This window comes from Massilia sp. 9I (assembly GCF_902506415.1).
Classification (GTDB): Bacteria; Pseudomonadota; Gammaproteobacteria; order Burkholderiales; family Burkholderiaceae_D; genus Telluria.
Genome location: NZ_LR733275.1, coordinates 4,160,712 through 4,183,533 on the forward strand (window position 1 = coordinate 4,160,712; position 22,822 = coordinate 4,183,533).

The window sequence follows — 22,822 nt, forward strand, 5'->3', positions numbered from 1 at the left end:
TGGCGAACGATAGGATTTTTGTAACAAGTTCAAATCGTGCGCGGTCCCGGCAGAGCTATATTGGCAATCATGGCGGAACACGAACGAAAACCCACCGAGGAAGTCCCAGGTCCCCCGGTCGACAAGCGTCCCGAGACGCCGGCGCGCGTGCCTGACCGCCGTGCCACTCGGGACGAGTCCAGCCGCGGCTATGCCAGGTACCAGCGCGATGGCGACACGCCGCTGGCGCTGGCCGGGCGGGTGCTGAGCTCGCGCTGGCGCGCGCTGCGCGAGCGCTTCAACCGCGATTTCATGAACCGCACCCTGCACATCGGGGTGTCGGCGCGCATCTTCCATCCCGAGCCGGGCGCCAGGGGCCTGCTCAGCAAGAACCTGCAATACCTCGAAGAATCCATCGCCCAGTGGGTGATGTCGCGCGACGTGCTGGTGTTCATGATTCCAACCGTGAACACCAACGGGCTCCTGCACCCCAGCAATATCACCCTGCGCCACTACGCGCGCCACCTCGACGGGCTGGTGCTCCAGGGCGGGGCGGACGTGGCGCCGCAAACCTATTCCGAAGTGCCGACCCGGCCCGAATGGAGCGGCGACCGCGCGCGCGACGTCTACGAGCTCGAGCTGCTGCATGAATTCGTCGATGCCGGCAAGCCGGTGCTGGGCGTGTGCCGCGGCTGCCAGCTGATCAATGTCGCCTTCGGCGGCACCTTGTACCAGGACGTTGTCACCAATGTGCCGGACGCCCTGGCCCACGTGCAGGACATCTACGACGCGCACCGTCACGCGATCCGCTTCCCGGCCGGCTCCTCGCTCGGCAAGATGTTCGGCCACCTGGAGCGCCCGATCGTCAATTCCATCCACCACCAGGCGGTGAAGGAACTGGGGCGCGATATCCAGGTCGAGGCCTATTCCGAGCCGGACGGCATCGTCGAGGCGATCCGCTACCAGCGGGCCGACTTCGTCATGGGGCTGCAGTGGCACCCCGAGTTCCACCGCGCCGGCGGCACCGAGCTGCTCGACTGCACGCCGGTGCTCGACGAATTCCTGCGCGCCGCGCGCGAAACCCGGCTCTGAAGCTCGACCGCGCCACCCAAGGCGACAGCGCTTGCCGCTCTCCCCGCTACGCGCCACTGCTGTGCCGCCATGCGCGCCTGCCTGAGGCGACGCGGGGCGTCCTTATGTGCCAATCATAATCAGCAGAAATTGTTTGACTCAAATTCTTTTTCTGTTAGTCTTGACTAAATCGTTGCAGTAAATCGTTTACCCAATTCCCTTTCTCAATGGTAGGATACATAACAGAATCTGGGGCGCATTAGTGTGCGTACAACCGGATCGATGAGAAGAAATCGTTTTTCTATAACGTTGCAGTAAATCGTTTAGCCCCTGAGGCTATTCGGGCAAAAATAGAAAAAACAATTCTGGAGACTTCAATCATGACAACACCACAGCGTTCGCGCCGACTTGCCATTCGCCTGCCTCTCCTTTGCGCTAGCCTGCTGGCGGCATCGTTGCAAACCGGCCATGCCGGCACGCCTGAAGCGAAGCCAGGCGCCGGCTTCACCACCCGCGAGACCCTGGACAGCCTGTTCGAGCTGGAGGGCAACTCGCCATATGCGACTCCCTACGACGGCACGCTGAACTTCAGCGCCCTGACGTCGAAGCACACCACGCCGAATGGCCATGGCTACCGCAACGAACTGAAGATCCGCTCTGCCAAGCGCTTGCCGATCGAACAGACGCGCGAGCATTTCTCGGCGCTGGTCACGCCCACGCTGCCGGCCGGCGCCAGGACCATCGTGGCGCAATACCACGTCGAAGGCATCGAGACCATCGTCAAGGTGTACGTCCAGGACACGGCCGAGGCAGGACTGCTCGACGGCAAGGCAGGCAATGGCGTGTTCGATATCGTCGCGCGCATCCGCGACACCAGCGGCACGGATGCTTCCACCGCGCTCGGCACGGTCAAGTCGGGCGAGCAGTTCGCCCTTGAGGTCCAGTTCGATGCCGGCGACGCCGGCGTGAGCGTCAAGTCCGGCAAGCATGGCGTCCTGAGCACGCCCCGCACCCGGATCATGGGCGACCACCGCAAGATCTATTTCAAGTTCGGCGACTACCTGCAGGCACGCGACCCCGACACCGGCGCCATGAGCACCAAGCCAGCCACCTGGGATGCCTATTTCCAACGCAATGGCATCGGCAGCAGTCTGGTCAGCTTTAGGGAAACGAAGTTCGAGCGCAAATAAGCTTTCTGTTTCATCTTTAGTAAAAAAATCTTGGAGACAATGTTGTGAATAAAAGTTCAAAGATGCTTTTCCACGCCCAGCGTCCGATCGCCTCGGCCGTCGCCCTGGCCCTGCTCGCGATGGCCGGCGCCGCCCAGGCGCAGAGCTCGTCCGATCAGTCCGATGCGGGGATGAGCAAGGTCGAAGTCACGGGCACCAGCTTCAAGCGCGCGGTGGCGGACCAGGCCTTGCCGGTCACGGTCGTCAAGGCCGAGGAGTGGATCGCCCAGGGCATGCTGACCATCGACGACATCCTGATGTCGATGTCGACCGCCTCGGTCTACCAGCCGAATACCACCGCCGGCAACGGCAACAGCGCCAACATGCGCGGCATCGGCAGCTCACGTACCCTGGTCTTGATCGATGGCAAGCGGGTCAATGACTCCTCGATCAATCCGAACGTCATTCCCGTCAGCGCGCTCGACCGCACCGAAGTGCTGCGCGACGGCGCGTCGTCGATCTACGGCAGCGACGCGATCGGCGGCGTGATGAACTTCGTCACCAAGAAATCGTATACCGGCGCCTCGGTGACGCTCAAGGGCACCTCGCCGGTCAAGAACGGCGGCGGCCAGTCGAAGGGCGCCAGCTTCATCGTCGGCAAGGGCGACCTTGCCAAGGACGGCTGGAACGTCTACCTCACCGCCGACTTCAATCACCAGAACGAGCTGCCGCAAAGCGCCCGTCCCGAGCTGACCACGGACGCGCGCCGCCAGGCCGCTGGCTTCGCGCCGTTCCGGGCGACCAGGGGCACCAACTCGGTGCCGGCCAACGTCACTCTCGCCAACGGCTCGACCAGGGTCGGCAACCTGACCATCACCGGCAATCCGTATTACTCGAGCGGCTGCCTGCCGCCGTACACGACGCCGGGCACTAACAATACTTGCTACTCCCTGTTCAACGCCAACAACCTGACCCTGACCAAGGAAGGCCAGCAGGCCTCGGTGTTCAGTAAGGGCACCCTGGCGATCAATCCCGATCACCGGATCTCGGCATCGCTCCTGTATTCGTCGATCTACAACCGTCCGGTGAAGAATCCGACCTACGGCATCGCCGCGTCGATCCCGAACTTCCCGGCGCTGACCATCGGCCCGACCAGCCCTTACTACCCCGGCAAGGGCATCGTGCCGGCCATGCCCGGCATTACCAACCAGACGCTGACCCTGGCCTGGTCGCTGATCGGCGACCTCGGTCCGACCGTCCTGAACTACGACACCGAGACTGCGCGCGCGAATATCGACCTCGACGGCCGCGTCGGTGCATGGGACTACCGGGCCAGCCTGTGGAGCGCCCTGTACCGCTCGCACGTCACCTTCCGCTCCGGCTTCGTCAACAGCTACGGCCTGCTGGCCGGCGTCGCCAACGGCAAACTGAATCCCTTCGGGCTGCAGAACGAAGAGGGCCGCGCCTACCTGGACAGCATCTCCACCAACGGCCAGACCGCCGACTCCGGCCTGAACCGCCTGCACGGACTCGACCTGAGCGGCAGCCGCGAGCTGATGGACATGGCCGGCGGCCCGATGATGCTGGCGCTGGGCGCCAACGCCTATCACGATTCCGCCTATCACTCGATCCCGGATACGGTCGTGCAATCCGGCGGCCAGACCGGCACCACCGCGGCCGTCAACGAGCGCGCTTCGCGCAACGTGGTGGCCGCCTACGCCGAGCTCGAGCTGCCATTGACCAAGGCCTTGAACGTCAACGTGGCGGTGCGCACCGACCACTACAGCGACTTCGGCTCGACCACGAATCCCAAGCTCAGCTTCCGCTACAAGGCCAACGACGTGGTGATGCTGCGCGGCGCCGTGGGTACCGGCTTCCGCGCGCCGACCTTGAGCGAACGCTACTTCGGCGCGGTCAACGGCCCGACCGGCCTGACCAGCGATTCCTATAACGATCCGGTGCTGTGCCCGGGCGGCGCGCCAGGCGCCAGCACCGGCGGCACCGCGCTGCCGGGCTACAACACCACACGTGTGTGCGCGGCGCGCCAGCCGATCAACACGGGCGCCAACCCGGAGGTCGGTCCGGAGCGCTCGACCACCATCAATTTCGGCGCGGTGTTCACGCCGACCCGCAGCCTGCTGGTCTCGCTCGACTACTTCAACGTCAAGCTGCGCGACGCGATCGGCCAGCTGGCGCAGAACGCGATCTTCACCAATCCTGCCTACGCCAACCTGTTCATCCGTGACGCCAACAAGAACCTGCTGTGGGTGGACGATCGGCGCAACAACCTGGGCGGCGTGCGCACCGACGGTATCGACGTCACGGCCACCTATACCTTCCCGCGCACGAGCTATGGACGCGTCGGTGTCCAGCTGGACGGCACCTACCTGCACCGCTTCGACACCCAGGTCGAAAACGGCGGCGAATGGATTTCGAGCATCAACAAGTTCGGGCCGCTGGATGCAAACGCGATGAACTTCCGCTGGAAGTATGGCGCGTCGATCAAGTGGACCAGTCCGAAAAATGCCTGGAGCACCACGCTGAACGAGCAGTACAAGCAGAGCTTCGAGGACCGCAATGCCGATTCCCAGTTCTACCACCGGATCGATTCATACCGCGTCTACAACTGGTCGGTGACGTATTCCGGCTATCCGAAGCTGAAGGTCACGGCAGGGATCAACAACCTGTTCGACCGCGATCCGCCGGTTGCGAACTACCGCAACGAAGGCTACGCCAGCGGCATGGCTAGCCCAGTGGGCCGCACCGTGGTCGCACGCGCCACCTACACCTTCTAAGCGCGCCGGCTGCCTGGCAGCCGTTCAAGCACAAGGCCTCCCGGCTCGCATCCGGGAGGCTGTCCGTGCGCCTGGAAGACCGGGACGCGCGGATGCATGATCCCTACAGATTGCTGTTGACTTCGATAAGAATTCGGTTAAGCTGCCTAAATCGATACACTAAATCGTTACAGTCCTCGGACGCTACCGCGTCGCGGCGTCAAAAAATGCTTGCAGATCCGCGAGCGCACTGTAACGATGTGTCAACGATTTATAGTAACGGCAACATTACAGAAAGATAAGGGGACCTCATGGGCGAACCCAAGATTCAGGATGTGGCAAAGCTGGCGGGTGTATCGGCTTCCAGCATCTCGAACTTCCTGAATAACCGGATGGAGCAGATGCGGCCGGATACCCGGCAGAAGATCGCCAATGCGATCAAGCAGCTGGGCTACCGGCCCAACAATGCGGCGCGCCAGCTCAAGACCGGCGTTGCCGCCATGGTCGGCCTGCTGGTGCCTTCCCTGGCGAACCAGTTCTTCGGCTCGCTCGCATGCGCAGTCGAGGCGGCAGCCGCCCGTTACCAATGCCATGTCATGACCTTCAGCACCTTCCGCGACCCGCAGCGCGAACGCGCGGTGATGGCCGACCTGCTGTCGTACGGCGTGCAAGGCATCATTACCGGCTCGGCGCTGAACGATACCGAGCACCTCGCATCGATGACCGAGCGTTGCCCCGTGGTGGCCTTCGACATCAAGCCGACCGACCAGCAACACACCGGCATCGGCACGATCTCGGTCGACAACGCCGCCGCGACCGCCATGGCGGTGGCGCACCTGGCGGCGCTGGGCCACCGCAGCATCGCCCTGGTCACGCCGCCGCCGTTCACGCTCAACCGCCAGGAGCGGGTGCGAGGTTTCCAGCAGGCCGCTGCGCGCGCCGGCATCGCGGGCGAGGTGGTGCTGGCCGATCCTTCCGATGCGCCGAGCGACCCGCACGGCGATACCCAGCTGTTCGAAATGGGCCGGGCTGCCGCGAGCCGCATCCTGGGCGCGCCCAGCGCGCCGACCGCGGCGATCGCCATCAACGACATGATGGCGATCGGCATCGGGGTCGGCCTGAAGCAGCTGGGTAAGAAGATCCCGGAAGATTTTTCCCTGATCGGCATCGACGACATTTTCTTCTCGGCGGCCCACGATCCGCCACTGACCACCTTGCGCCAGCCGATCCAGGCCATGGCCGACGCGGCGGTCCAGCGCATCCTGGCGCCGCATGCCGCGTCCTCGGGTGAGCTGTTCTCACCGGAACTAATCGTCCGGCAATCGACTGCAGCCCCCAAGCATTAACAAGACAGCACTCACCATTTTTTAGAAAGCACATATGGAACTCATCGGCAAACGCGCACTCGTCATGGGCGGCGCATCGGGCATCGGCAAAGCGACCTCGCTGGCACTGGCGGAAGCGGGCGCGGACGTGGTGCTGACCTACTGGAGCAGCAACGACGAAGCGAACGACGTGGTCACCCAGATCCGCGCCATGGGCCGCCGCGCCCAGGCGATCAAGGCCGACCTGACCGACGCCGACGTCGCCGAGCGCGTCTACGCCGAGGCCGAAGGCGCGATCGGCGACATCGACGTCCTGTTCGCGAACATCGGCGGCCTGATCCAGCGCTGCCGCGTGGCCGACATGCCGCTGTCGCTGTGGAACGAGTCGATGAACCTGAACCTGACGTCGACCTTCCTCATCTGCCAGGCCGCGCTCAAGCGCATGGAGCCGCGCAAGCAGGGGGCGATCGTGACCATGTCCTCGCTGGCGGCCTTCGACGGCGGCGGCCCCGGCTCGGCCCACTATGCATCTTCGAAGGCGGCGGTGGCCACCTTCACCCGCGCGCTGGCCAAGGAAGTCGGCCCGAACGGCATCCGCGTCAACGGCGTGGCGCCGGGCCTGATCGCCACCCGCTTCCACGACACCTTCAACACGCCAGCCAACCGCCTCGCCATCGCCGAGCGCACCCCGGCCCGCCGCGAAGGCCAGCCGGACGACGTCGCCAAGGTCGTGGTGTTCCTCGCCTCGGAGCGCGCCGCCTTCCTGGCCGGCGAGATCATCCAGGTGAACGGCGGTCTCGGCCTGTACTAAGCCTTAGGGCCCCGTAACAAGCAATCCGGACGGCGCCGTTGCCACGGCGCCGCAGGACCGGCTTTGCCCAATTTTTCAGCACCAGCATGAAACGGAACCGGACGCCATGAACCACGCAGTCAACCCAGGGAGCGATCGTCCAGAGCTCGACGCGCTCACCGTCGGCGAAGCCATGGCCTTGCTGATGGCCTGCGAGCCGCTCCCGCTGGCCCAGGTCGGCCGCTTCGAGCGGGCCACCGCCGGCGCCGAGCTGAACGTGTCCGTGGGCCTGGCCCGGCTCGGCTTCAAGGTCGGCTACATCAGCCGGCTGGGTAGCGACAGCTTCGGGCGCCATCTGCTCGACTTCATGGCGGCGGAAGGCATCGACCTGCGCCATGTGCAGGAGGACGCCCGCTACCCGACCGGTTTCATGCTGAAGTCGATGGCACTCGATGGCAGCGATCCCGAGATCGAATACTTCCGGCGCGGTTCCGCCGCCAGCCACATGTCGGTGGGCGACCTGCCGGCCGACGACGCGGTGCGCCAGGCCCGACTGCTTCACCTCACCGGCATTTCGCCTGCCTTGTCCGGCGCCTGCCACGAGCTGGTGTTCGCGCTGGCCGCGCAGGCGCGCAGCGCCGGACGCCTGGTGAGCTTCGACCCCAATCTGCGTCCGCGCCTCTGGCCCAGCCAGGCGGCGATGGTCGCGACACTGAATGAACTGGCGGCGCAGGCCGACCTCGTGCTGCCCGGCCTGGCCGAAGGCAAGCTTCTCACCGGTCGCGCGCACGCCGAAGGCATTGCCGACTTCTACCTGGCGCGCGGCGCGCGCCAGGTGGTGGTCAAGCTGGGGCCGGCGGGCGCCTATTACGCCAGCGCCGATGAAAGCGGCATCGCGCCGGGCCGGCGCGTCGAGCGTGTGGTGGATACCGTGGGCGCCGGCGACGGTTTCGCCGTCGGCGTCATCAGCGCGCTGCTCGACGGCCTGCCCCTTGGCGCCGCGGCCGCACGCGGCAATGCGATCGGCGCGCGCGTGGTGCAGTTCCGCGGCGATTGCGAAGGCTTGCCGAACCGCGTGCAGCTGGACGCGGCGGGCTGAACCAGACATTACCGACAACAACACAGAGACGAATGGAGAACCCGGCATGAAAACAAGGAAAGGTTTGCGCTGGCTGGTCATGATGCTGGTGGCCGCCGCGACGATCATCAACTACATCGACCGCTCCGCCCTGGCGGTGATGTGGCCGGGCATGGCCGAGGAGCTCGGCATGGACAAGCAGGACTATGCCAACGTCGTGACCGTGTTCCTGATCGGCTATGCGGTCGGCCAGACCCTGTTCGGCAAGCTGTTCGACGCCCTCGGCACACGCGTCGGGTTCATCCTGTCGATCGTGGTGTGGTCGATCTCGATCGGCCTGCACTGCGTGGCCCGTTCGGCCTTCTCCTTCGGCCTGTTCCGCGTCCTGCTGGGCGTGGGCGAGGCGGGCAACTGGCCGGGCGCCACCAAGGCCGCGGCCGAATGGTTCCCGATCAAGGAACGCGCCCTGGCGCAGGGCATCTTCGGCGCCGGCGCCTCGCTCGGCTCGATCGTCGCGCCGCCGCTGGTCGCAGTCCTGTACGCCTTCGTGGGCTGGAAGGCCACCTTCGTCCTGATCGCGGTGCTCGGCTTCATCTGGATCGTGCCCTGGATGATCATCTACAAGTCCGGGCCCGGCGCCCATCCCTGGATCACTGAGGAAGAACGCAACTACATCCTGAGCGGCCAGGTCGGCAAGGCGGAAAAGCAGGCGGAGTACGTGCCGTCCCTGGGACAGCTGCTGCGCCACCGCCAGAGCTGGGGCGTGATCGCCGCGCGCTTCTTCATCGACCCGATCTGGTGGCTGTTCGTGGCCTGGCTGCCGCTGTACCTGAACGAGCGCTTCGGCTTCGACGTCAAGCAGATCGGCCTGTTCGCCTGGGTGCCCTTCGTGGGCGCAGCGATCGGCGCGCTGGCCGGCGGCTGGCTGTGCGGCCGCCTGCTTGCCCGCGGCTGGAGCGTCAACCGGGCGCGCAAGTCGGTGATCGCGCTGGGCCTGGCCCTGATGCTGCCGTCCCTGCTGTTCAGCGCGGTCGCCGCGACGCCGGTACTGGCGGTGCTGTCGATCGCCGTGATCCTGTTCGGCTTCCAGGCCGCGATCACGAATATCCAGACCCTGCCGAGCGATTTCTTCTCCGGCAAGACGGTCGGCTCGCTGGCCGGCATCAGCGGGACCGCCGCGGTGCTGGGCGTGATCGCTTGCATGCAGCTGGTGCCGGTCCTGACGGCGGACGGCAACTACGCCCCCTTCTTCGTGCTGGGCGCGCTGTTGGTGCCCTTGGTCTTTGTGTCGGTGTGGCTGGGCGGCACCGTGCAGCAGGTCCAGGCCGCCAAGGACCCGTCGTAATCGCGGTTAGCAAAGGATGTCAATGATGAGCATTTCGAAAGCGCTGGGCGCCCTGACGATCGGTGTATTGCTGAGCCCGCACCTGGCGGCCAAGGATTTCGTGGTCAAGGACAAGGGCGCCTTCGAGGCAACGCTCAAGCGCCTGGCGCCGGGCGACGCGATCGTCCTGAAGAACGGCACCTGGCAGGATTTCGAGGTCGGTTTCTTTGCCGAGGGCAGGGAAGGCAAGCCGGTTACGCTGCGCGCCGAAACGCCGGGCAAGGTGATCCTGTCCGGCCGCTCCAACCTGCGCCTGGCCGGCAATTATCTGGTCGTATCCGGCCTGGTCTTCAAGAACGGTTATACGCCGACGCCCGAAGTAATTTCCTTCCGGCGCGACGCCAGGCAGGTGGCGAACCATTCCCGGGTGACCGAAGTCGTCATCGACGCCTTCAACAATCCCGACCGTGATGCCTCCGACTACTGGGTGTCCCTGTACGGCAAGCACAATCGCTTCGATCACAACTACCTGGCCGGCAAGCGCAACCTGGGGGTGACGATGGCGGTGCGCCTCGAGGGCAAGGACAGCCAGGAAAACCACCACCGGATCGACCACAACTATTTCGGCCCGCGCCCCATCCTCGGATCGAATGGCGGAGAAACCCTGCGGGTGGGCACCAGCACCTATTCCCTGACCGATTCGCATACCGTCATCGAGGATAATTATTTCGACCGCTGCAATGGCGAAGTCGAGATCATTTCCATCAAGTCCGGCCGCAATATCGTCCGCAACAATGTGTTCTTCGAATCGCGCGGCACGCTGACGCTCCGTCACGGGAATGGCAACCTGGTCGAGGGTAACGTCTTCTTCGGAAACGGTGTCGAGAACACCGGCGGCATCCGCGTCATCAACCGCGACCAGACCGTCCGCAACAATTACCTGGAAGGCTTGACCGGCACCCGTTTCGGCAGCGGCTTCGCGATCATGAACGGCAGGGTGGACGCGCCGCTGAACCGCTACAGCCAGGTGCTCAATGCGCACATCCACAACAACAGCTTCATCGACGTCGACCACATGCAGTTCGGCGCCGGCAAGGACGTGGAGCGCAATGCGCCGCCCGCGGATAGCCGTATGGAAAACAACCTGATCCTGCACCGGACCGGCACGAAGAACGTCGTGTTCTTCGACGACATGCGCGGCATCCGTTTCGCCGGCAACCTCGTGCAGGGCGTGGACGCGGAACTGCCCGCGGGCTTCGAGCGCGCCGCGCCAGGCTTGCAGCGCAATAGTGCCGGCCTCCTGATGCCGCAGGACGAGGCGATGGCCCAGCGCGGTGCCCCGGCTACCCTGCGCCCGATCGCCAAGGCGCAAACGGGACCGTCCTGGTACCCGAAACAGGAGCCGCAGGTGGCCTTCGATTCCGGCCGGAGCATCCTTGTCGACGGCGCGCGCGAAAACGCCCTGGCGCAGGCCCTGGCGCAGGCGCGCGACGGCGACCGCCTGGTGATGGCGCCGGGCCGTTACCCGATCCCCAGGCTGCTGGCCATCGAGAAGGTCGTGACGATCGAGGCGAAGCAGGCCGGCAGCGTGGTGCTGCTGCCGGAACTCACGACCCTGTTCGAGATACGCAATGGCGGCGCGCTCAAACTGGTCGGCCTGCACATCGACGGCAGCGACAGCCCCGATTCGGCCGGCAACGTCCTGATCCGCACGCAGAAGAGCGGGATGCTGTTCAGTTATCGCCTGGTGCTGGAGAACGTCGAGGTCCGGAACCTGGACGTGAACCACTCGCATCACGTGTTCGACGCCGGCAACCGCAGCCTGGCCGAAGAGATCCGCATCACGGGCTCGCGCTTCGTGAAGATCAGCGGCGACGTGCTCAGGCTGGACAAGGAGCTCGATGACCTGGGCAACTACAACGTCGAGTCCCTGGTACTCGAAGGGAATCGCTTCGCGCAGGTCGAAGGCGCGCTGGCCAGCCTCTACCGCGGCGGGACCGATGAAAGCACCTTTGGCCCGCGCCTGGCGATGACGCGCAACCTCGTCGACCACGTCGGACAAGGCAAGCGCAACAAGCGCCAGGCGGCGCTCTACCTGCACGGCGTGCAACTGACCCGCATCGCGGCCAATGAATTCGCCGACAGCGCCGGCATCGTGGTCGAGCATACCGTGGGCGATCCCGATACCGAAGTGCGCGGCAACATCTTCAAGAACGTTGCGGCGCTCAAGACGAGCGAACTGCACGCCAAGGGCCCCAGCACCGTGCGTTACCTCGAGAACCAGGACGAGCGAAGGAATTGATCCATGAATAAGAAACTGCTTTGCCGGACGGGCCTGTTGGCCTTGCTGGCGTTTGGCTCCGCCATGCCGGCCCAGAGCGCGCCGGCGCAGGCGCGGGCGGCCGCGCATCCGGCCCTGGTCATGACGGCGCAAGAGGTGACCAGGATGCGCGCCGAGATCGCGCGTCCCGGGCGCTTCCAGCGTACGTTCCGGGAACTGAAGGCCGAGGTCGACCGCAAGATCGCCTTGCCGATGCAGGTGCCGGTGCCGCGCGATGCCGGCGGCGGCGTCACCCATGAGATCCACCGCAACAACTCCCAGCTGATGTACGACGCAGGAGTGCTTTACCAGCTCACCGGCGACAGGAAATATGCGCATTTCGTGCGCGACATGCTGTCGATGTATGCCGAGCTGTATCCGACCCTGCCCCTGCACCCGCAACGCAAGACCGATTCGGTGATCTCGGCCGGCCGCCTGTTCTGGCAGAACCTGAACGAATCGGTGTGGCTGGTCTATGTGATCCAGGCCTATGACGCGGTCCTGCCAGCCTTGCAGGACGGAGAGCGGCGCAAGATCGAAAACGGCATCCTCCGTCCGGTCGCGCTGTTCCTGTCGGAAGGCTCGCCGCACACCTTCAACACCATTCACAACCATGCGACCTGGGCCACCACCGCGGTGGGCATGACCGGCTACGTGCTGGGCGAGCGCGAGTGGGTGGAGAAAGCCCTGTACGGCTCGGACAAGTCGGGCAAGGGCGGCTTCCTGCGCCAGCTGGACGAGCTGTTCTCGCCCGACGGCTATTACAACGAGGGACCATACTACCAGCGCTACGCCTTGCTGCCCTTCGTGACCTTTGCCAAGGCCATCGAAACGAACGAGCCGCAGCGCAAAATCTTTTCCTACCGCGACGGCATCATCCTGAAGGCGGTCGACACCACGATCCAGCTCAGCTACAACAAGCTGTTCTTCCCGATCAACGATGCGATCAAGGACAAGGGCATCGACACCGTCGAACTGGTGGCTGGTGTCGCCATTGCCTACTCGGTGACCGGCGACGCCCGCCTGCTCGACATCGCCCGACGGCAGGACCGGGTGCTCCTGACCGGCGACGGCATGCGGGTGGCGCAGGCGCTCGATGCGCGCCGCGACCAGCCCTTCCGCTTCACGTCCAGGATCTTCCACGACGGTCCACAGGGCAAGGAAGGCGGCCTGGTGGTCATGCGCGAGCAGGACCAGGCGCTGGTGCTCAAGGCCACCGCCCAGGGCATGGGGCACGGCCATTTCGACAAGCTGAACTGGCTGTTCTACGACAAGGGCGCGGAAATCGTGTCCGACTACGGTGCGGCGCGCTTCCTGAACATCGAAGCCAAATTTGGCGGCCGCTACCTGCCTGAAAACAAGACCTACGCCAACCAGACCATTGCCCACAATACCCTGGTGGTCGACGAAGGCAGCCACTATGGCGGCAAGCTGGAGCTCGCCGAGGCCAATCATCCCGAGTTGCTGTATTTCTCGGACAAGGACGGGCTGAAAATCTCGGCGGCGCGGGTCGACCAGGCCTACCCGGGCGTGAGTTTTGTGCGCACCATGGCGCAGCTGAGCGACGCCAGGCTGCGTCTGCCGATCGTGCTCGACGTCCTGACGGTGCAGTCGGACAAGAAGCACCAGTTCGACTTGCCGCTGCATTACAAAGGCCATCTGATCGAGACCAACTTTGCCCTGGACAGCGCTACCCAGTCGATGGCGCCGCTGGGCAAGCGCAACGGCTACCAGTACCTGTGGCTGAAGGCGCGCGCCGCGGCGGCAGCGCCGCTGAGCCAGATCACCTGGCTCAACGACAATGGCCGTTTCTATACGCTCAGCACGCTGGCCGAGCCGGGGATGCAGGTGTTGTTTACCCAGATCGGAGCGAACGATCCGAATTTTAACCTGCGTAACGAGAATGCTTTCGTGCTGCGCATTCCTGCTGCGCAGAACGCGGCCTTTGTCAGCGTGCTCGAGCCGCACGGTGGCCACGATCCGGTCAGCGAGATGACCAGCAATGCCGACAGCGCGGTCAAGCAGATCCGGCACAGCCGAACTGGCGACATCGACGCGGTCCACCTGGCCTTTGCCAACGGCATGGAGTGGCTGCTGCTCCTGAATAACAGCAGCAGCTTCGACCCGAAACAGACCAGCCTGGCCCGCTTCGAGGGCAAGGACTACCCCTTCCAGGGCCGCTTCAAGCTGATCGCGCTCGCCCAGGCCAAAGCAACAGAAAGCAAGCAATGAAACTATGTCGCGTGGGCGCCCCAGGCGCCGAAGTCCCTGCCGCCATCGATGCGCAGGGAACGATCCGCAGCCTGGCCGCGCTGGTGCCGGACCTGACGCCGGATTGGCTGGCGCCGGAACGCCTGGCGGCGCTGGCGGCGGTCGACCTGGCGCGCCTGCCGGCGATCGATCCGGCGACCCGCATCGGGGTGCCGGTGGCCGGCATCCGCCAGTTCATCGGGATCGCCCTGAATTACCGCAAGCACGCTGAGGAATCCGGGCAAGCGATTCCCTCGGAACCAATCGTCTTCACCAAGGCCATCACCTCGCTGAGCGGACCCAACGACGACATCGTCATGCCGCCCGGTTCCGAGCACAGCGACTGGGAAATCGAAATGGGTATCGTGATCGGGAGCACTGCACGCAGCGTGCCGGTCGCTGCGGCTCTGGATTACGTGGCGGGCTACTGCCTGGCCAACGACCTGTCGGAACGGCACTGGCAGAACTTCCGCAACGGCCAGTGGAACAAAGGCAAGAGCTTCGATACCTTCGGCCCCATCGGTCCCTGGCTGGTCACGGCCGACGATATTCCTGACCCGCATCTACTGAACATGGAGCTGAGCGTCAACGGCGAGCGCATGCAGGCCAGCAGCACCGCCGACATGATTTTCAGCGTCGCCGAGCTGGTGTCCTATGTGAGCCAGTTCATGACCTTGCTGCCGGGCGACGTGATCGTCAGCGGCACGCCGGGCGGCGTAGGCATGGGTTTGAAGCCGCCGCGCTATCTCAAGCAGGGCGACGTGCTGCACCTGGCCATGGACGCTCTGGGAACGCAGACCCAGCGCGTGACCATGGCCGACCGCTAGTCAGCCGCGAAAACGCGCTTCCGCCAGGCCGGTGACGCCGGGACGCATCATGAGCACCGCGCCGGCCCACTCGTCGCCGGCGGGTGCGCCGGCGGCGATGGACGTGACCAGCAGGGTGCCCAGGTCCTCGCCGCCGAAGCTGCACATCGACGGTTTGGCCATCGGCACGTCGATGCGCCTGTCGAGCGTCCCATCGGGGGTGAAACGCAGGATGCAGCCACCGTCATTCCCGCAGATCCAGTAGCAGCCATCGCTATCGACCGCCGCCCCATCGGGCCGGCCGGGATATGCATTCATGTCGACGAACAGGCGCTGGTTCGTCGGCGCCCCCTCGTCGATGTCGTAGTCGAACTCCCAGACCAGCTGCCGCGCAGGATGCGAATCGGACAGGTACATGGTGCGCCCGTCGGGCGACCAGGCCAGGCCGTTCTGTACCAGCAAGTCGGAGACGATGGGCGCCGACACCCCGTGTCGCGTGGTATAGCGATGCAGGCGTCCGAGCGGGCGCGCGGCCGGGATGTCCGCGAACATGGTGCCGCTCCAGAAGCGTCCCTGGCGATCGCAACGGCCGTCATTGAAGCGCATGCCGGGGCCGAGGCCCTCGGCAGGAGCGCCCAGCTTTTCTTCCAGCGCCATCGGGCCATCGTCCAGCCTCAGGCTGAAAATGCCGGTTTCCATGCCGGCAATCAGGCCGCCACTCTCTTTCAGCGCGATGGAGGCGACCATTTCCGTCGTCTGCCAGGTACGGAGCTTGGCGGATGCGGCATCCAGGCGCCAGATGGCCCGGGCCGGAATATCGACCCAGTACCAGGCCTTCTCCTCGGCACACCACAGCGGGCTTTCGCCCACGCTGCAGCGGATGTCGCCGACCCGTTCCAGGCTGTAGGAATCGCGCATCTTATTCGGCAGCGGCACGGCGCGCCAGCCAGGCTTCGTAACGGGTCCGGGTTTCCGGCGCGGTGGCGGGGTAGAGGCCGATGATCGATGCGCCCTGCGTCACTTCTTCCAGTACGAAGTCCTCGAAGCGCTCCATTTCGACCGCGTCGCGCGCGATCTCCTCGGCCAGGTGCGCCGGGATGCAGACCACGCCGTCGTCGTCGCCGACCATGATATCGCCCGGATACACGGGCACGCCGCCGCAGCCGATCGGCGCATTGATGTCCAGTGCATGGTGGCGGATCAGGTTGGTCGGCGCCGACGCGCCTGAGCACCAGGCCGGCATGTCCAGCTTGGCGATGCCAGAAGCGTCGCGCAGACCGCCATCGGTGACGATGCCGGCCGCACCACGCACCTGCATGCGGGTAGCCAGGATGCTGCCGGCCGAGGCCACCGACACGTCGCCACGGCAATCCATCACGAGCACCGCGCCGGCAGGAATCTCTTCGACCGCCACGCGCTGCGGGTGACGGGGATCGCGGAACACTTCGATGCCGTCCAGGTCCTCCCGCGAAGGAATATAGCGCAGGGTGAAGGCCGGTCCGGCCAGGCGCTGCCCGGACTTGAGCGGCCGGGCTCCCTGGATGAACACATTGCGGAAACCACGCTTGTACAGCAGCGAGGTGAGGGTGGCGGTGCTGACGGTCTTCAGCGTTTCCAGCGTGCTGGGGGCGACTGCTTGATTCATTGTTTTCTCCGGTTGTCTATTGGATGTCACTTATTATTCGCCGGCGCGCATGGCGGCATACACCGGCGCCGTGTCGGGACGCACGCCGCGCCACAGCAGGAAGGCCTCCGCGGCCTGCTCGACCAGCATGCCCAGGCCATCTCGTGTGGCAGCGCCATGCCTGGCCGCAAAGCGCAGGAACACAGTCGGCTCCTTCCCATACATCATGTCGTAGGCCAGGGCGCCGGGCGCAAAGATGTCCGGACGCACCGCCGGCAATTCACCCTCGATGCTGGCGGAGGTGGCGTTGATGACGATATCGAAGCTGCCGTCGAGCGTCTCGATGTCCTGGGCCAGGATCTTGCCTTGCGCAGAAAACACGTCGGCCAATGCCTGTGCTTTCGCTGTCGTGCGATTGACGATCGTGATCGAGGCCACGCCCGCCTCGAACAGGGGCAGGATGGCGCCGCGTGCCGCGCCTCCCGCACCAAGCAACAGAATCTTCTTGCCTCGCAGCGGCACGCCGGCGTTGCGCTCGATGTCGCTGACCAGTCCCGCGCCATCGGTGTTGTCGCCAAAAATCCGCCCGTCCACGATTTTCAGGGAATTCACCGCGCCGGCGGCGCGGGCGCGCTCGCTCAGTTCGTCGGCCAGCGCATGCGCTTCGAGCTTGAAGGGCACGGTCACGCTCAAGCCTTTACCGCCCTGTTCGATGAAATCACGCACGGCGGCGCTGAAACCGTCGATGGGGGCGAACTGGCGCTCATAGCGCAGGTTCTGTCCGGTCTGCCCGGCGAACGCGGCATGGATGGGTGGCGACTTGCTGTGTGCGACCGGATTGCCAATCACGATGTAACGGTCAGGTGCATGCATCGCTTGTCCTTGGATTACTGCAACGATTTACTATAACGATTTAGTAGAGCGGTTCGAGGTTACGGCTTTACTTCCGGCATGTCAATCAAGAATTGTGAACTGATCGAAAACGCTTGCTTTCGTCGGGCGGCGGGACAATAATTGAATGAGAATTATTCTCATTTGATTATGTAAGCTTCTAGGAGGGTGTGGATGACTATTCCTTTCGCAGATCCGGCGCTGGCATCAGCGGCAGCGCGCAGCCAGGACGTGCTGCTGGTGGCCTCGCTGTTGCACCTGATGTCGCACTACACCGCGCGCGACGACGGCGAGCAGCCATGCGTGAAACTGGCGTCCGTGATCGAGCGCCACCTGTGCGCGCTGTCGCGTCTGCCGGACGTCGATCCGGTGCTGCGCGCTACCTGCGAGCAGCTGTCCGAGCGCTGGGCCGGCCTGGTCGACCAGCAGATGCCGCGGCCCGCCAAGCGCTCGATCCTCGAGCACTTCATCGGCCGCCGTCCGGCCGGCCGCGCTGCCCTTGTTTCCTGACGCAGTTTCTTCTCAGGTCAGGGCAGGCTTCTCGGCAACGAGGATGACGGTGTGCCCACGCTCCAGATCCGGGCTGGCGCGCACTGCGCGCTGCGCCAGCCAGTCGCGGATGGACTGGCGCTGCAGCAGGCGCGCGGCAAGGCGATAGCGCAGGCTGTGATCGATCAGCCGCGCGCGACGCCGGGCCAGGTAGTGGTGGGCCAGGGCTTGCAGTTGCCAGTCGCGGTGGAAGGGCGCGATCGGTTCGTGCCAGAGATCCTTGAGCACCAGTCCTTCCCGGTTGGCCAGATTCCTGAGCGCCCGATCCGACCAGCGCAGCACGTGGTGGGGCGGCATGTTGAGCGGAGCGTTCGCCGCGACCGCCAGGAAACTGTCTTCGGCGGGCACGGCGATGATCAGGAGGCCGCCCGGGGCCAGTGCATCCACGCAGGCGTGCACGAAGCTGGCAGGTTCGGGCACGTGCTCCAGCACCTGGAAGGAACAGACGCGGTCGTACGCGGCCGGATGCCGGGTGGCGTGTTCCTCGATCGACTGCTTGCGCACGTCGAGCCCGGCGGCCTGGGCCTTCTGCACCGCCTCCATGTTGAACTCCAGTCCCCGGTAGGAAACCTTGCTCGGCAACCAGGCATGGAAGGCGCCTTTGCCGCAGCCCACTTCGAGCACGCGCTGCCCGGCCTGGATGAAGCGCGCCGCATAGTCGTATTCCGGTTTTTCGTCCTGGTAATACCAGGACTGGGTCTGCAGCTGTTCGTAGAAGGGGCCATCCCCGGGACAGGGCGGCGAGAAATACCCGAGGTCGCAGGCCTGGCAGCGGAAGCGCCGGATCAGTGCGGTGGTCTCGAAATAGGCGCTCACCTCAATGCCGCGGCGGCGGTAGAGCTCCGCCAGGTCTGCGGTTGGCAGGCTGTCGACGAGCGCGCCGGCGGCGGCGCCGCAGCCTGGACAAGGTGTTGCCTCTGCTTGTGGAGTCTCGTGTTCACGATGGCCCATAGCGTCTCCTTGACAATCTTTCAGACTAGCAGGGACGAGCAGAAGTTGGATGGGCCAAAAGGAAGAGAGTTCCCTTCAACCAAGCCAATCGCGCAAGGCGGCTTCCCCTGCCGGGCTGAAGGCCAGTACGCGCGATTCCGGTACGCGCCGCGCCCATCCGAGGTGTTCGAAGCGCGTCAGCAGCGCCGCGCCCAGCACCCCGGCCAGGTGATGGCGCCGCTCGCTCCAGTCGAGGCAGGTGCGGCACAGGGGCCGGCGGCTGGAAGCGGGCGCCTGCGCATCGACGCCCAGCTCGGCCACCAGCGCCGCACCTTGCGGCGTGAGCCCGATACCGGACGGCCCGGCCGCAAAGGCCCCGCGCTGCGCCAGCTTCTCGTACACCAGCACCCCGAGCTCGCCGGCCAGGTGGTCGTAGCAGACCCGCGCCTTGCGCAGCGCCGGTTCGCGCGGACCGGTGCGGCGCCGGCTGGCCGTTCCGGTGATCGAGGCCACGCCCATCAGCGCCTCCAGCATCTGCGCCACGTCGGGGTCGGCGATACGGAAGTAGCGGTGGCGGCCCTGCGGCTCGACTGTCAGCAAGCCGGCGTCTACAAGCTGCGCCAGGTGGCCGCTGATGGTCTGGCGCGTGACGCCGGCCGCGTCGGCAAGCTCGGTCGCGGTCAAGGCCTTGCCGGCCATGAGCACGGTCAGCGCCTGGGCGCGGGCATGGTCGCCGATCAGGGCGGCGATGCTGGTGATGTTCGGTCCGTCGTTCATGCTTCGATCTTAGCCGAAGCATTCGCGCGCCGGAAGGCATACAGTGGCCCTACCGACAACACGAGGAATGCCATGACCATCACCTGCTTCATCCGCTACCAGCTCGATCCTTTCCAGCGCGAGAATTTCCGCCGCTACGCCGAGAACTGGGGGCGCATCATTCCGCGCTGCGGCGGTCACCTGCTCGGCTATTTCCTGCCGCACGAGGGCACGAACGACGAGGCATGGGGGCTGGTCGCCTTCGACAGCCTGGCCGCCTACGAGGCCTACCGCACGCGCCTGAAAACGGATCCCGAGGCACGCGCCAACTTCGCGCTGGCGCAGGAGCAGCGTTTCATCCTGCGCGAGCAGCGCACATTTACCGAAGTCGTGGAGGGCACGCTGGGAAAGGAGGCGCAGCATGATCGCCGTGATCTTTGAAGTCGAGCCCGAACCCAGCCGGCGCCAGGAATACCTCGACATCGCGGCCAGCCTGCGCGCGCAGCTGGAAGCCATCGACGGCTTCGTCTCGGTGGAACGTTTCGAATCGCTGTCGCGTCCAGGCCGCATCCTGTCGCTGTCCTTCTGGCGCGACGAGGAAGCCGTGGCGCGCTGGCGCAATCTCGAGGCGCACCGGATGGCGCAGGCGCGCGGCCGCTCGGGCGTGTTCCGCGGCTACCGGCTGCGGGTGGCGCAGGTACTGCGCGACTACGGGATGACCGAACGCGAAGAGGCGCCGCTAGATGCCCGCAACGTGCACGGCTAGCGCGTCAGGCGCATGCGGCGCTCGCCGCGGAACTGCTGGATGGCGGCGTTGACCATGCCTTCGACACTGCCTTCACGCGCATGGTAGCGGCGCAGGCGCGCGGCGTCGCTGCCCTCGCGCGCCGCATCGGCCAGGTGCTGCAAGGCCTCGCTGCTCCCTAGCGCTTCGGCATGCGGCATCATCTTTTCCAGCGTGGCCAGGATGTCGTCGCGCATCGGCACGTTGGCGTAGGTCTTCGGATGGGTGATCGACCCCTCCAGCCCGAAGCGGCAGGCCTGGAAGCGGTTGTAGTTGTAGACCAGGTAATCGTCCTCGGCGGGCGCTTCCTCGGTGCGGGTGAGCAGGTGGCGGCACAGCGCCTGTAGGTAGGCCGCCAGCGCCGCCGCGCGCTCCACCGTGAGCGGCGTGTCGCACACGCGCAGCTCGATGGTGCCGTATTCCGGCTTGGGGCGCAGGTCCCAGTAGAAGTCCTTCATGCTCTTGATGATGTTGGTGCGCTCCATCTTGGCAAAATAGACGTCCGTGAACTCCTGCCAAGTGAGCACGAAAGGCGCACGCCCGCTCATCGGGAAGGCGAACACGGAATTCAGGCGCGCCGAATCGAAGCCGGAATCGACGCCCTGCACGAAGGGAGACGAGGCGGACAGCGCGATGAAGTGCGGCAGATAGCGGTTCAGTGCGTGCAGCAGGTAGAGTGCGTCGTCGCCGTTGGCGCAGCCGATGTGCACGTGCTGGCCGAACACCGTGAACTGCTTGGCCAGGTAGCCGTACAGCTGCGACAGGTATTCGTAGCGCGGCTTGCTCGAGATTTTCTGTTCCGACCAGTGCTGGAAAGGATGGGTGCCGCCGCCCGCGATGCCGATGTTGAGCATGTCGGCGCCCGCCACCAGGGTGTCGCGGATCTCGCGCAGCTCGGCCAGCAGCGGGCCGTAAGAAGAGTGCACGCTCGAGTTAATCTCGATCATGCTCTCGGTGATCTCAGGCGTGACGTTGCCGGGGAAGGGCTTGCGCTTCAGGAGGTGCAGCAGGTCGGGCGCCGCCGCGGTCAGGTCGAAGTCCGACAGGCTGACCAGCTGCAGTTCCAGCTCGACGCCGAAGGTGAGCGGCTGCGAGGTGTTGAAGGCTTCAAGCGGCATGGGAACTCTCCGGCGCTTCGATGGACGACTCGCGCGCCCACACCAGGGCGCGCTGGATGATGACCGGCCCGAACACTTCCAGCAGCATGGTCACGGCGGCCATCGCACGCAGTTCTTCCACCACATGCACGCCGGCGTGGCGCGCATGCTCGATCAGCAGGATCACGAACACCGACAGCGGCGCCAGTCCCAGGCCGGTGAGCGCGCCCTTGCGCCACGAGACGCCGGACAGGTGGGCGAAGGCCGTCACACCTGCGGTCTTGGCGACTTGGCGCACCAGCACCACGAGCACGGCCAGTGCGCTGCCGGTGGCGATCTGGCGCCAGTCGAGGGTGGAGGCGGCGTAGACGAACAGCAGCACGGTCAGCACTTCGCCCAGCGCGCCGAAATTGCGCTGCGCCTGGCTGAAGGCGACGCGGCGGTGGCGCGCGGTGAGGCCGAAGGATAGCGCCGCGATATAGGGCGAGAGCGTGCCGGCGTCGCAGATGGACGCCAAGAGCACGATGGCGAGCGCAAAGGCGACGGTGGCGTCCTGGCGCGGATTGTGGATGGCGCGCAGCAGGGCCGGCACCAGCACGCCGAACACCGCGCCGACCAGCGCCGACCCGGCCACCACCACCAGGCTTTGCCAGATCGCCTCACCCACCGCGTCGAAGGTGCGGAAAATCCAGAAGCCGATGATGGCGTTGAAGGCGAACACCGCCAGCACGCAGTTCTGCGCGGTCAGGTGCAGCACGCGCTCCGTCACCTGGCCGGAGCTGCGCTGCTCATTGATAACGCGCACGATGGTGGCGGGCGAGGTGCCCATCGACAGCGCCGCCATCATCAGCGCGATCAGCTGCGAGGTGCCGAAGGCGATCGCCACCAGGTAAACAAGCACGAAGGTGAGCAGGCTTTCCGCCAGCCCGGCCACGCCCAGCCAGGGATTGTTGCGCAGCCAGTGCAGGTTGAAGCGGTAGCCCAGTTCGAACAGGATCAGGCCAAAGGCGACGTCGGCCAGCAGGGACACCGGCCCCGCATCCGGCGCCGGCAGTACGCCGATCTGCGAGCTGCCCAGCGCGAAGCCGACCAGGCCGTAGAAGCTGATGCGCGGCAGCCCGGTGAAACGCTGCCCGAATTCGCCGGCCAGCCACGCCACGGCGAGCGCGATCGGCCACGCAAGGCTGGTCAGGATGGGCAGCAGGTCGGGCATCGGTTCTCCTCCGGTCGATGGTCAAAACGACATGTGGTCTTTTTGCCAATTCTACAAGAGGGCCTACTGCGCACGATTGACGTAGGAAGGCG

The 22,822-nt window shown here is 65.4% G+C and carries 20 protein-coding genes; 13 read left to right on the forward strand and 7 right to left on the reverse strand.

Features of this window, described 5'->3' with window-relative positions:
* Positions 1-69 precede the first annotated feature (69 nt).
* From GV068_RS18595 to GV068_RS18640, 10 genes are all read left to right on the forward strand, one after another.
* On the forward strand, positions 70-1,071 hold the full coding sequence (locus GV068_RS18595) for a gamma-glutamyl-gamma-aminobutyrate hydrolase family protein (protein ID WP_159701169.1): 1,002 nt from the start codon (positions 70-72) through the stop codon (positions 1,069-1,071).
* A gap of 359 nt (positions 1,072-1,430) precedes the next feature.
* The gene (locus tag GV068_RS18600; protein ID WP_159701172.1) at positions 1,431-2,240 is read left to right on the forward strand and encodes a polysaccharide lyase family 7 protein; all 810 of its coding nucleotides are present in this window, start codon (positions 1,431-1,433) and stop codon (positions 2,238-2,240) included.
* Positions 2,241-2,284: 44 nt separating this feature from the next.
* Positions 2,285-5,014: a TonB-dependent receptor domain-containing protein gene (locus GV068_RS18605; RefSeq protein WP_159701175.1), complete on the forward strand. Its 2,730-nt coding sequence runs from the start codon at positions 2,285-2,287 to the stop codon at positions 5,012-5,014.
* 290 nt (positions 5,015-5,304) lie between these two features.
* Complete coding sequence (locus GV068_RS18610) at positions 5,305-6,339, forward strand: LacI family DNA-binding transcriptional regulator (RefSeq protein ID WP_159701178.1); 1,035 nt, start codon at positions 5,305-5,307, stop codon at positions 6,337-6,339.
* 34 nt (positions 6,340-6,373) lie between these two features.
* Positions 6,374-7,129, forward strand: a complete 756-nt coding sequence (locus tag GV068_RS18615) for an SDR family NAD(P)-dependent oxidoreductase (protein ID WP_159701181.1) — start codon at positions 6,374-6,376, stop codon at positions 7,127-7,129.
* Positions 7,130-7,235: 106 nt separating this feature from the next.
* Complete coding sequence (locus GV068_RS18620; protein ID WP_159701184.1) at positions 7,236-8,207, forward strand: sugar kinase; 972 nt, start codon at positions 7,236-7,238, stop codon at positions 8,205-8,207.
* Positions 8,208-8,253: 46 nt separating this feature from the next.
* Entirely contained in the window at positions 8,254-9,531 is a 1,278-nt protein-coding gene (locus GV068_RS18625; protein ID WP_159701187.1) for an MFS transporter, read from the forward strand.
* A gap of 25 nt (positions 9,532-9,556) precedes the next feature.
* A complete protein-coding gene (locus tag GV068_RS18630; protein WP_201303312.1) occupies positions 9,557-11,812 on the forward strand; it encodes a polysaccharide lyase 6 family protein in 2,256 nt (751 codons plus the stop codon).
* Positions 11,813-11,815: 3 nt separating this feature from the next.
* Entirely contained in the window at positions 11,816-14,062 is a 2,247-nt protein-coding gene (locus GV068_RS18635) for an alginate lyase family protein (protein WP_159701193.1), read from the forward strand.
* Positions 14,059-14,907, forward strand: coding sequence for a fumarylacetoacetate hydrolase family protein (locus GV068_RS18640; protein ID WP_159701196.1), 849 nt, complete (start codon positions 14,059-14,061; stop codon positions 14,905-14,907). Before GV068_RS18635 ends, GV068_RS18640 begins: the two co-directional genes overlap by 4 nt.
* Here the strand turns inward: GV068_RS18640 and GV068_RS18645 are convergent, their stop codons facing one another.
* From GV068_RS18645 to aroE, 3 genes are read right to left on the reverse strand one after another with little or no spacing between them, the layout of a single operon-like run.
* Complete coding sequence (locus tag GV068_RS18645; RefSeq protein WP_201303313.1) at positions 14,908-15,804, reverse strand: SMP-30/gluconolactonase/LRE family protein; 897 nt, start codon at positions 15,802-15,804, stop codon at positions 14,908-14,910. It abuts the gene before it with no gap.
* 1 nt (position 15,805) lies between these two features.
* Positions 15,806-16,531, reverse strand: coding sequence for a ribonuclease activity regulator RraA (locus GV068_RS18650; protein WP_159701230.1), 726 nt, complete (start codon positions 16,529-16,531; stop codon positions 15,806-15,808).
* A 33-nt stretch (positions 16,532-16,564) separates the two neighbouring features.
* Entirely contained in the window at positions 16,565-17,383 is an 819-nt protein-coding gene (gene aroE, locus GV068_RS18655; protein ID WP_159701233.1) for a shikimate dehydrogenase, read from the reverse strand.
* A gap of 192 nt (positions 17,384-17,575) precedes the next feature.
* Between aroE and GV068_RS18660 the strand changes: the two genes are divergently transcribed.
* Positions 17,576-17,911, forward strand: a complete 336-nt coding sequence (locus GV068_RS18660) for a hypothetical protein (RefSeq protein ID WP_159701236.1) — start codon at positions 17,576-17,578, stop codon at positions 17,909-17,911.
* 12 nt (positions 17,912-17,923) lie between these two features.
* Here the strand turns inward: GV068_RS18660 and GV068_RS18665 are convergent, their stop codons facing one another.
* Together GV068_RS18665 and GV068_RS18670 are read right to left on the reverse strand one after the other, a co-directional pair.
* Positions 17,924-18,901 (reverse strand): bifunctional 2-polyprenyl-6-hydroxyphenol methylase/3-demethylubiquinol 3-O-methyltransferase UbiG, encoded by a 978-nt coding sequence (locus tag GV068_RS18665; protein ID WP_159701239.1) that lies wholly within the window; start codon positions 18,899-18,901, stop codon positions 17,924-17,926.
* A gap of 75 nt (positions 18,902-18,976) precedes the next feature.
* Positions 18,977-19,657: a helix-turn-helix transcriptional regulator gene (locus GV068_RS18670; RefSeq protein WP_159701242.1), complete on the reverse strand. Its 681-nt coding sequence runs from the start codon at positions 19,655-19,657 to the stop codon at positions 18,977-18,979.
* Positions 19,658-19,729: 72 nt separating this feature from the next.
* On the opposite strand from GV068_RS18670, the gene GV068_RS18675 reads away from it, so the two are divergent.
* Together GV068_RS18675 and GV068_RS18680 are read left to right on the forward strand one after the other, a co-directional pair.
* On the forward strand, positions 19,730-20,077 hold the full coding sequence (locus GV068_RS18675; RefSeq protein WP_159701245.1) for an NIPSNAP family protein: 348 nt from the start codon (positions 19,730-19,732) through the stop codon (positions 20,075-20,077).
* Positions 20,058-20,402 carry an antibiotic biosynthesis monooxygenase gene (locus GV068_RS18680; protein ID WP_159701248.1) on the forward strand — a complete coding sequence of 115 codons (345 nt, stop codon included), beginning with the start codon at positions 20,058-20,060 and terminating at the stop codon, positions 20,400-20,402. Before GV068_RS18675 ends, GV068_RS18680 begins: the two co-directional genes overlap by 20 nt.
* Here the strand turns inward: GV068_RS18680 and GV068_RS18685 are convergent.
* Both GV068_RS18685 and GV068_RS18690 read right to left on the reverse strand, forming a co-directional pair.
* Positions 20,399-21,538, reverse strand: coding sequence for a YbdK family carboxylate-amine ligase (locus GV068_RS18685; protein WP_159701251.1), 1,140 nt, complete (start codon positions 21,536-21,538; stop codon positions 20,399-20,401). The genes GV068_RS18680 and GV068_RS18685 overlap by 4 nt on opposite strands.
* A complete protein-coding gene (locus GV068_RS18690; RefSeq protein ID WP_159701254.1) occupies positions 21,528-22,730 on the reverse strand; it encodes a cation:proton antiporter in 1,203 nt (400 codons plus the stop codon). Before GV068_RS18690 ends, GV068_RS18685 begins: the two co-directional genes overlap by 11 nt.
* Positions 22,731-22,822: the final 92 nt, after the last annotated feature.

What these genes read in the sequence shown, in the direction of transcription:
- GV068_RS18595 (WP_159701169.1), top strand. Translation starts at nt 70, where the DNA reads ATGGCGGAACACGAACGAAAACCCACCGAGGAAGTCCCAGGTCCCCCG.
- GV068_RS18600 (WP_159701172.1), top strand. Translation starts at nt 1,431, where the DNA reads ATGACAACACCACAGCGTTCGCGCCGACTTGCCATTCGCCTGCCTCTC.
- GV068_RS18610 (WP_159701178.1), top strand. Translation starts at nt 5,305, where the DNA reads ATGGGCGAACCCAAGATTCAGGATGTGGCAAAGCTGGCGGGTGTATCG.
- GV068_RS18615 (WP_159701181.1), top strand. Translation starts at nt 6,374, where the DNA reads ATGGAACTCATCGGCAAACGCGCACTCGTCATGGGCGGCGCATCGGGC.
- GV068_RS18620 (WP_159701184.1), top strand. Translation starts at nt 7,236, where the DNA reads ATGAACCACGCAGTCAACCCAGGGAGCGATCGTCCAGAGCTCGACGCG.
- GV068_RS18625 (WP_159701187.1), top strand. Translation starts at nt 8,254, where the DNA reads ATGAAAACAAGGAAAGGTTTGCGCTGGCTGGTCATGATGCTGGTGGCC.
- GV068_RS18630 (WP_201303312.1), top strand. Translation starts at nt 9,557, where the DNA reads ATGAGCATTTCGAAAGCGCTGGGCGCCCTGACGATCGGTGTATTGCTG.
- GV068_RS18635 (WP_159701193.1), top strand. Translation starts at nt 11,816, where the DNA reads ATGAATAAGAAACTGCTTTGCCGGACGGGCCTGTTGGCCTTGCTGGCG.
- GV068_RS18640 (WP_159701196.1), top strand. Translation starts at nt 14,059, where the DNA reads ATGAAACTATGTCGCGTGGGCGCCCCAGGCGCCGAAGTCCCTGCCGCC.
- GV068_RS18645 (WP_201303313.1), bottom strand. Translation starts at nt 15,804, where the DNA reads ATGCGCGATTCCTACAGCCTGGAACGGGTCGGCGACATCCGCTGCAGC.
- GV068_RS18650 (WP_159701230.1), bottom strand. Translation starts at nt 16,531, where the DNA reads ATGAATCAAGCAGTCGCCCCCAGCACGCTGGAAACGCTGAAGACCGTC.
- aroE (WP_159701233.1), bottom strand. Translation starts at nt 17,383, where the DNA reads ATGCATGCACCTGACCGTTACATCGTGATTGGCAATCCGGTCGCACAC.
- GV068_RS18660 (WP_159701236.1), top strand. Translation starts at nt 17,576, where the DNA reads ATGACTATTCCTTTCGCAGATCCGGCGCTGGCATCAGCGGCAGCGCGC.
- GV068_RS18665 (WP_159701239.1), bottom strand. Translation starts at nt 18,901, where the DNA reads ATGGGCCATCGTGAACACGAGACTCCACAAGCAGAGGCAACACCTTGT.
- GV068_RS18670 (WP_159701242.1), bottom strand. Translation starts at nt 19,657, where the DNA reads ATGAACGACGGACCGAACATCACCAGCATCGCCGCCCTGATCGGCGAC.
- GV068_RS18675 (WP_159701245.1), top strand. Translation starts at nt 19,730, where the DNA reads ATGACCATCACCTGCTTCATCCGCTACCAGCTCGATCCTTTCCAGCGC.
- GV068_RS18680 (WP_159701248.1), top strand. Translation starts at nt 20,058, where the DNA reads ATGATCGCCGTGATCTTTGAAGTCGAGCCCGAACCCAGCCGGCGCCAG.
- GV068_RS18685 (WP_159701251.1), bottom strand. Translation starts at nt 21,538, where the DNA reads ATGCCGCTTGAAGCCTTCAACACCTCGCAGCCGCTCACCTTCGGCGTC.
- GV068_RS18690 (WP_159701254.1), bottom strand. Translation starts at nt 22,730, where the DNA reads ATGCCCGACCTGCTGCCCATCCTGACCAGCCTTGCGTGGCCGATCGCG.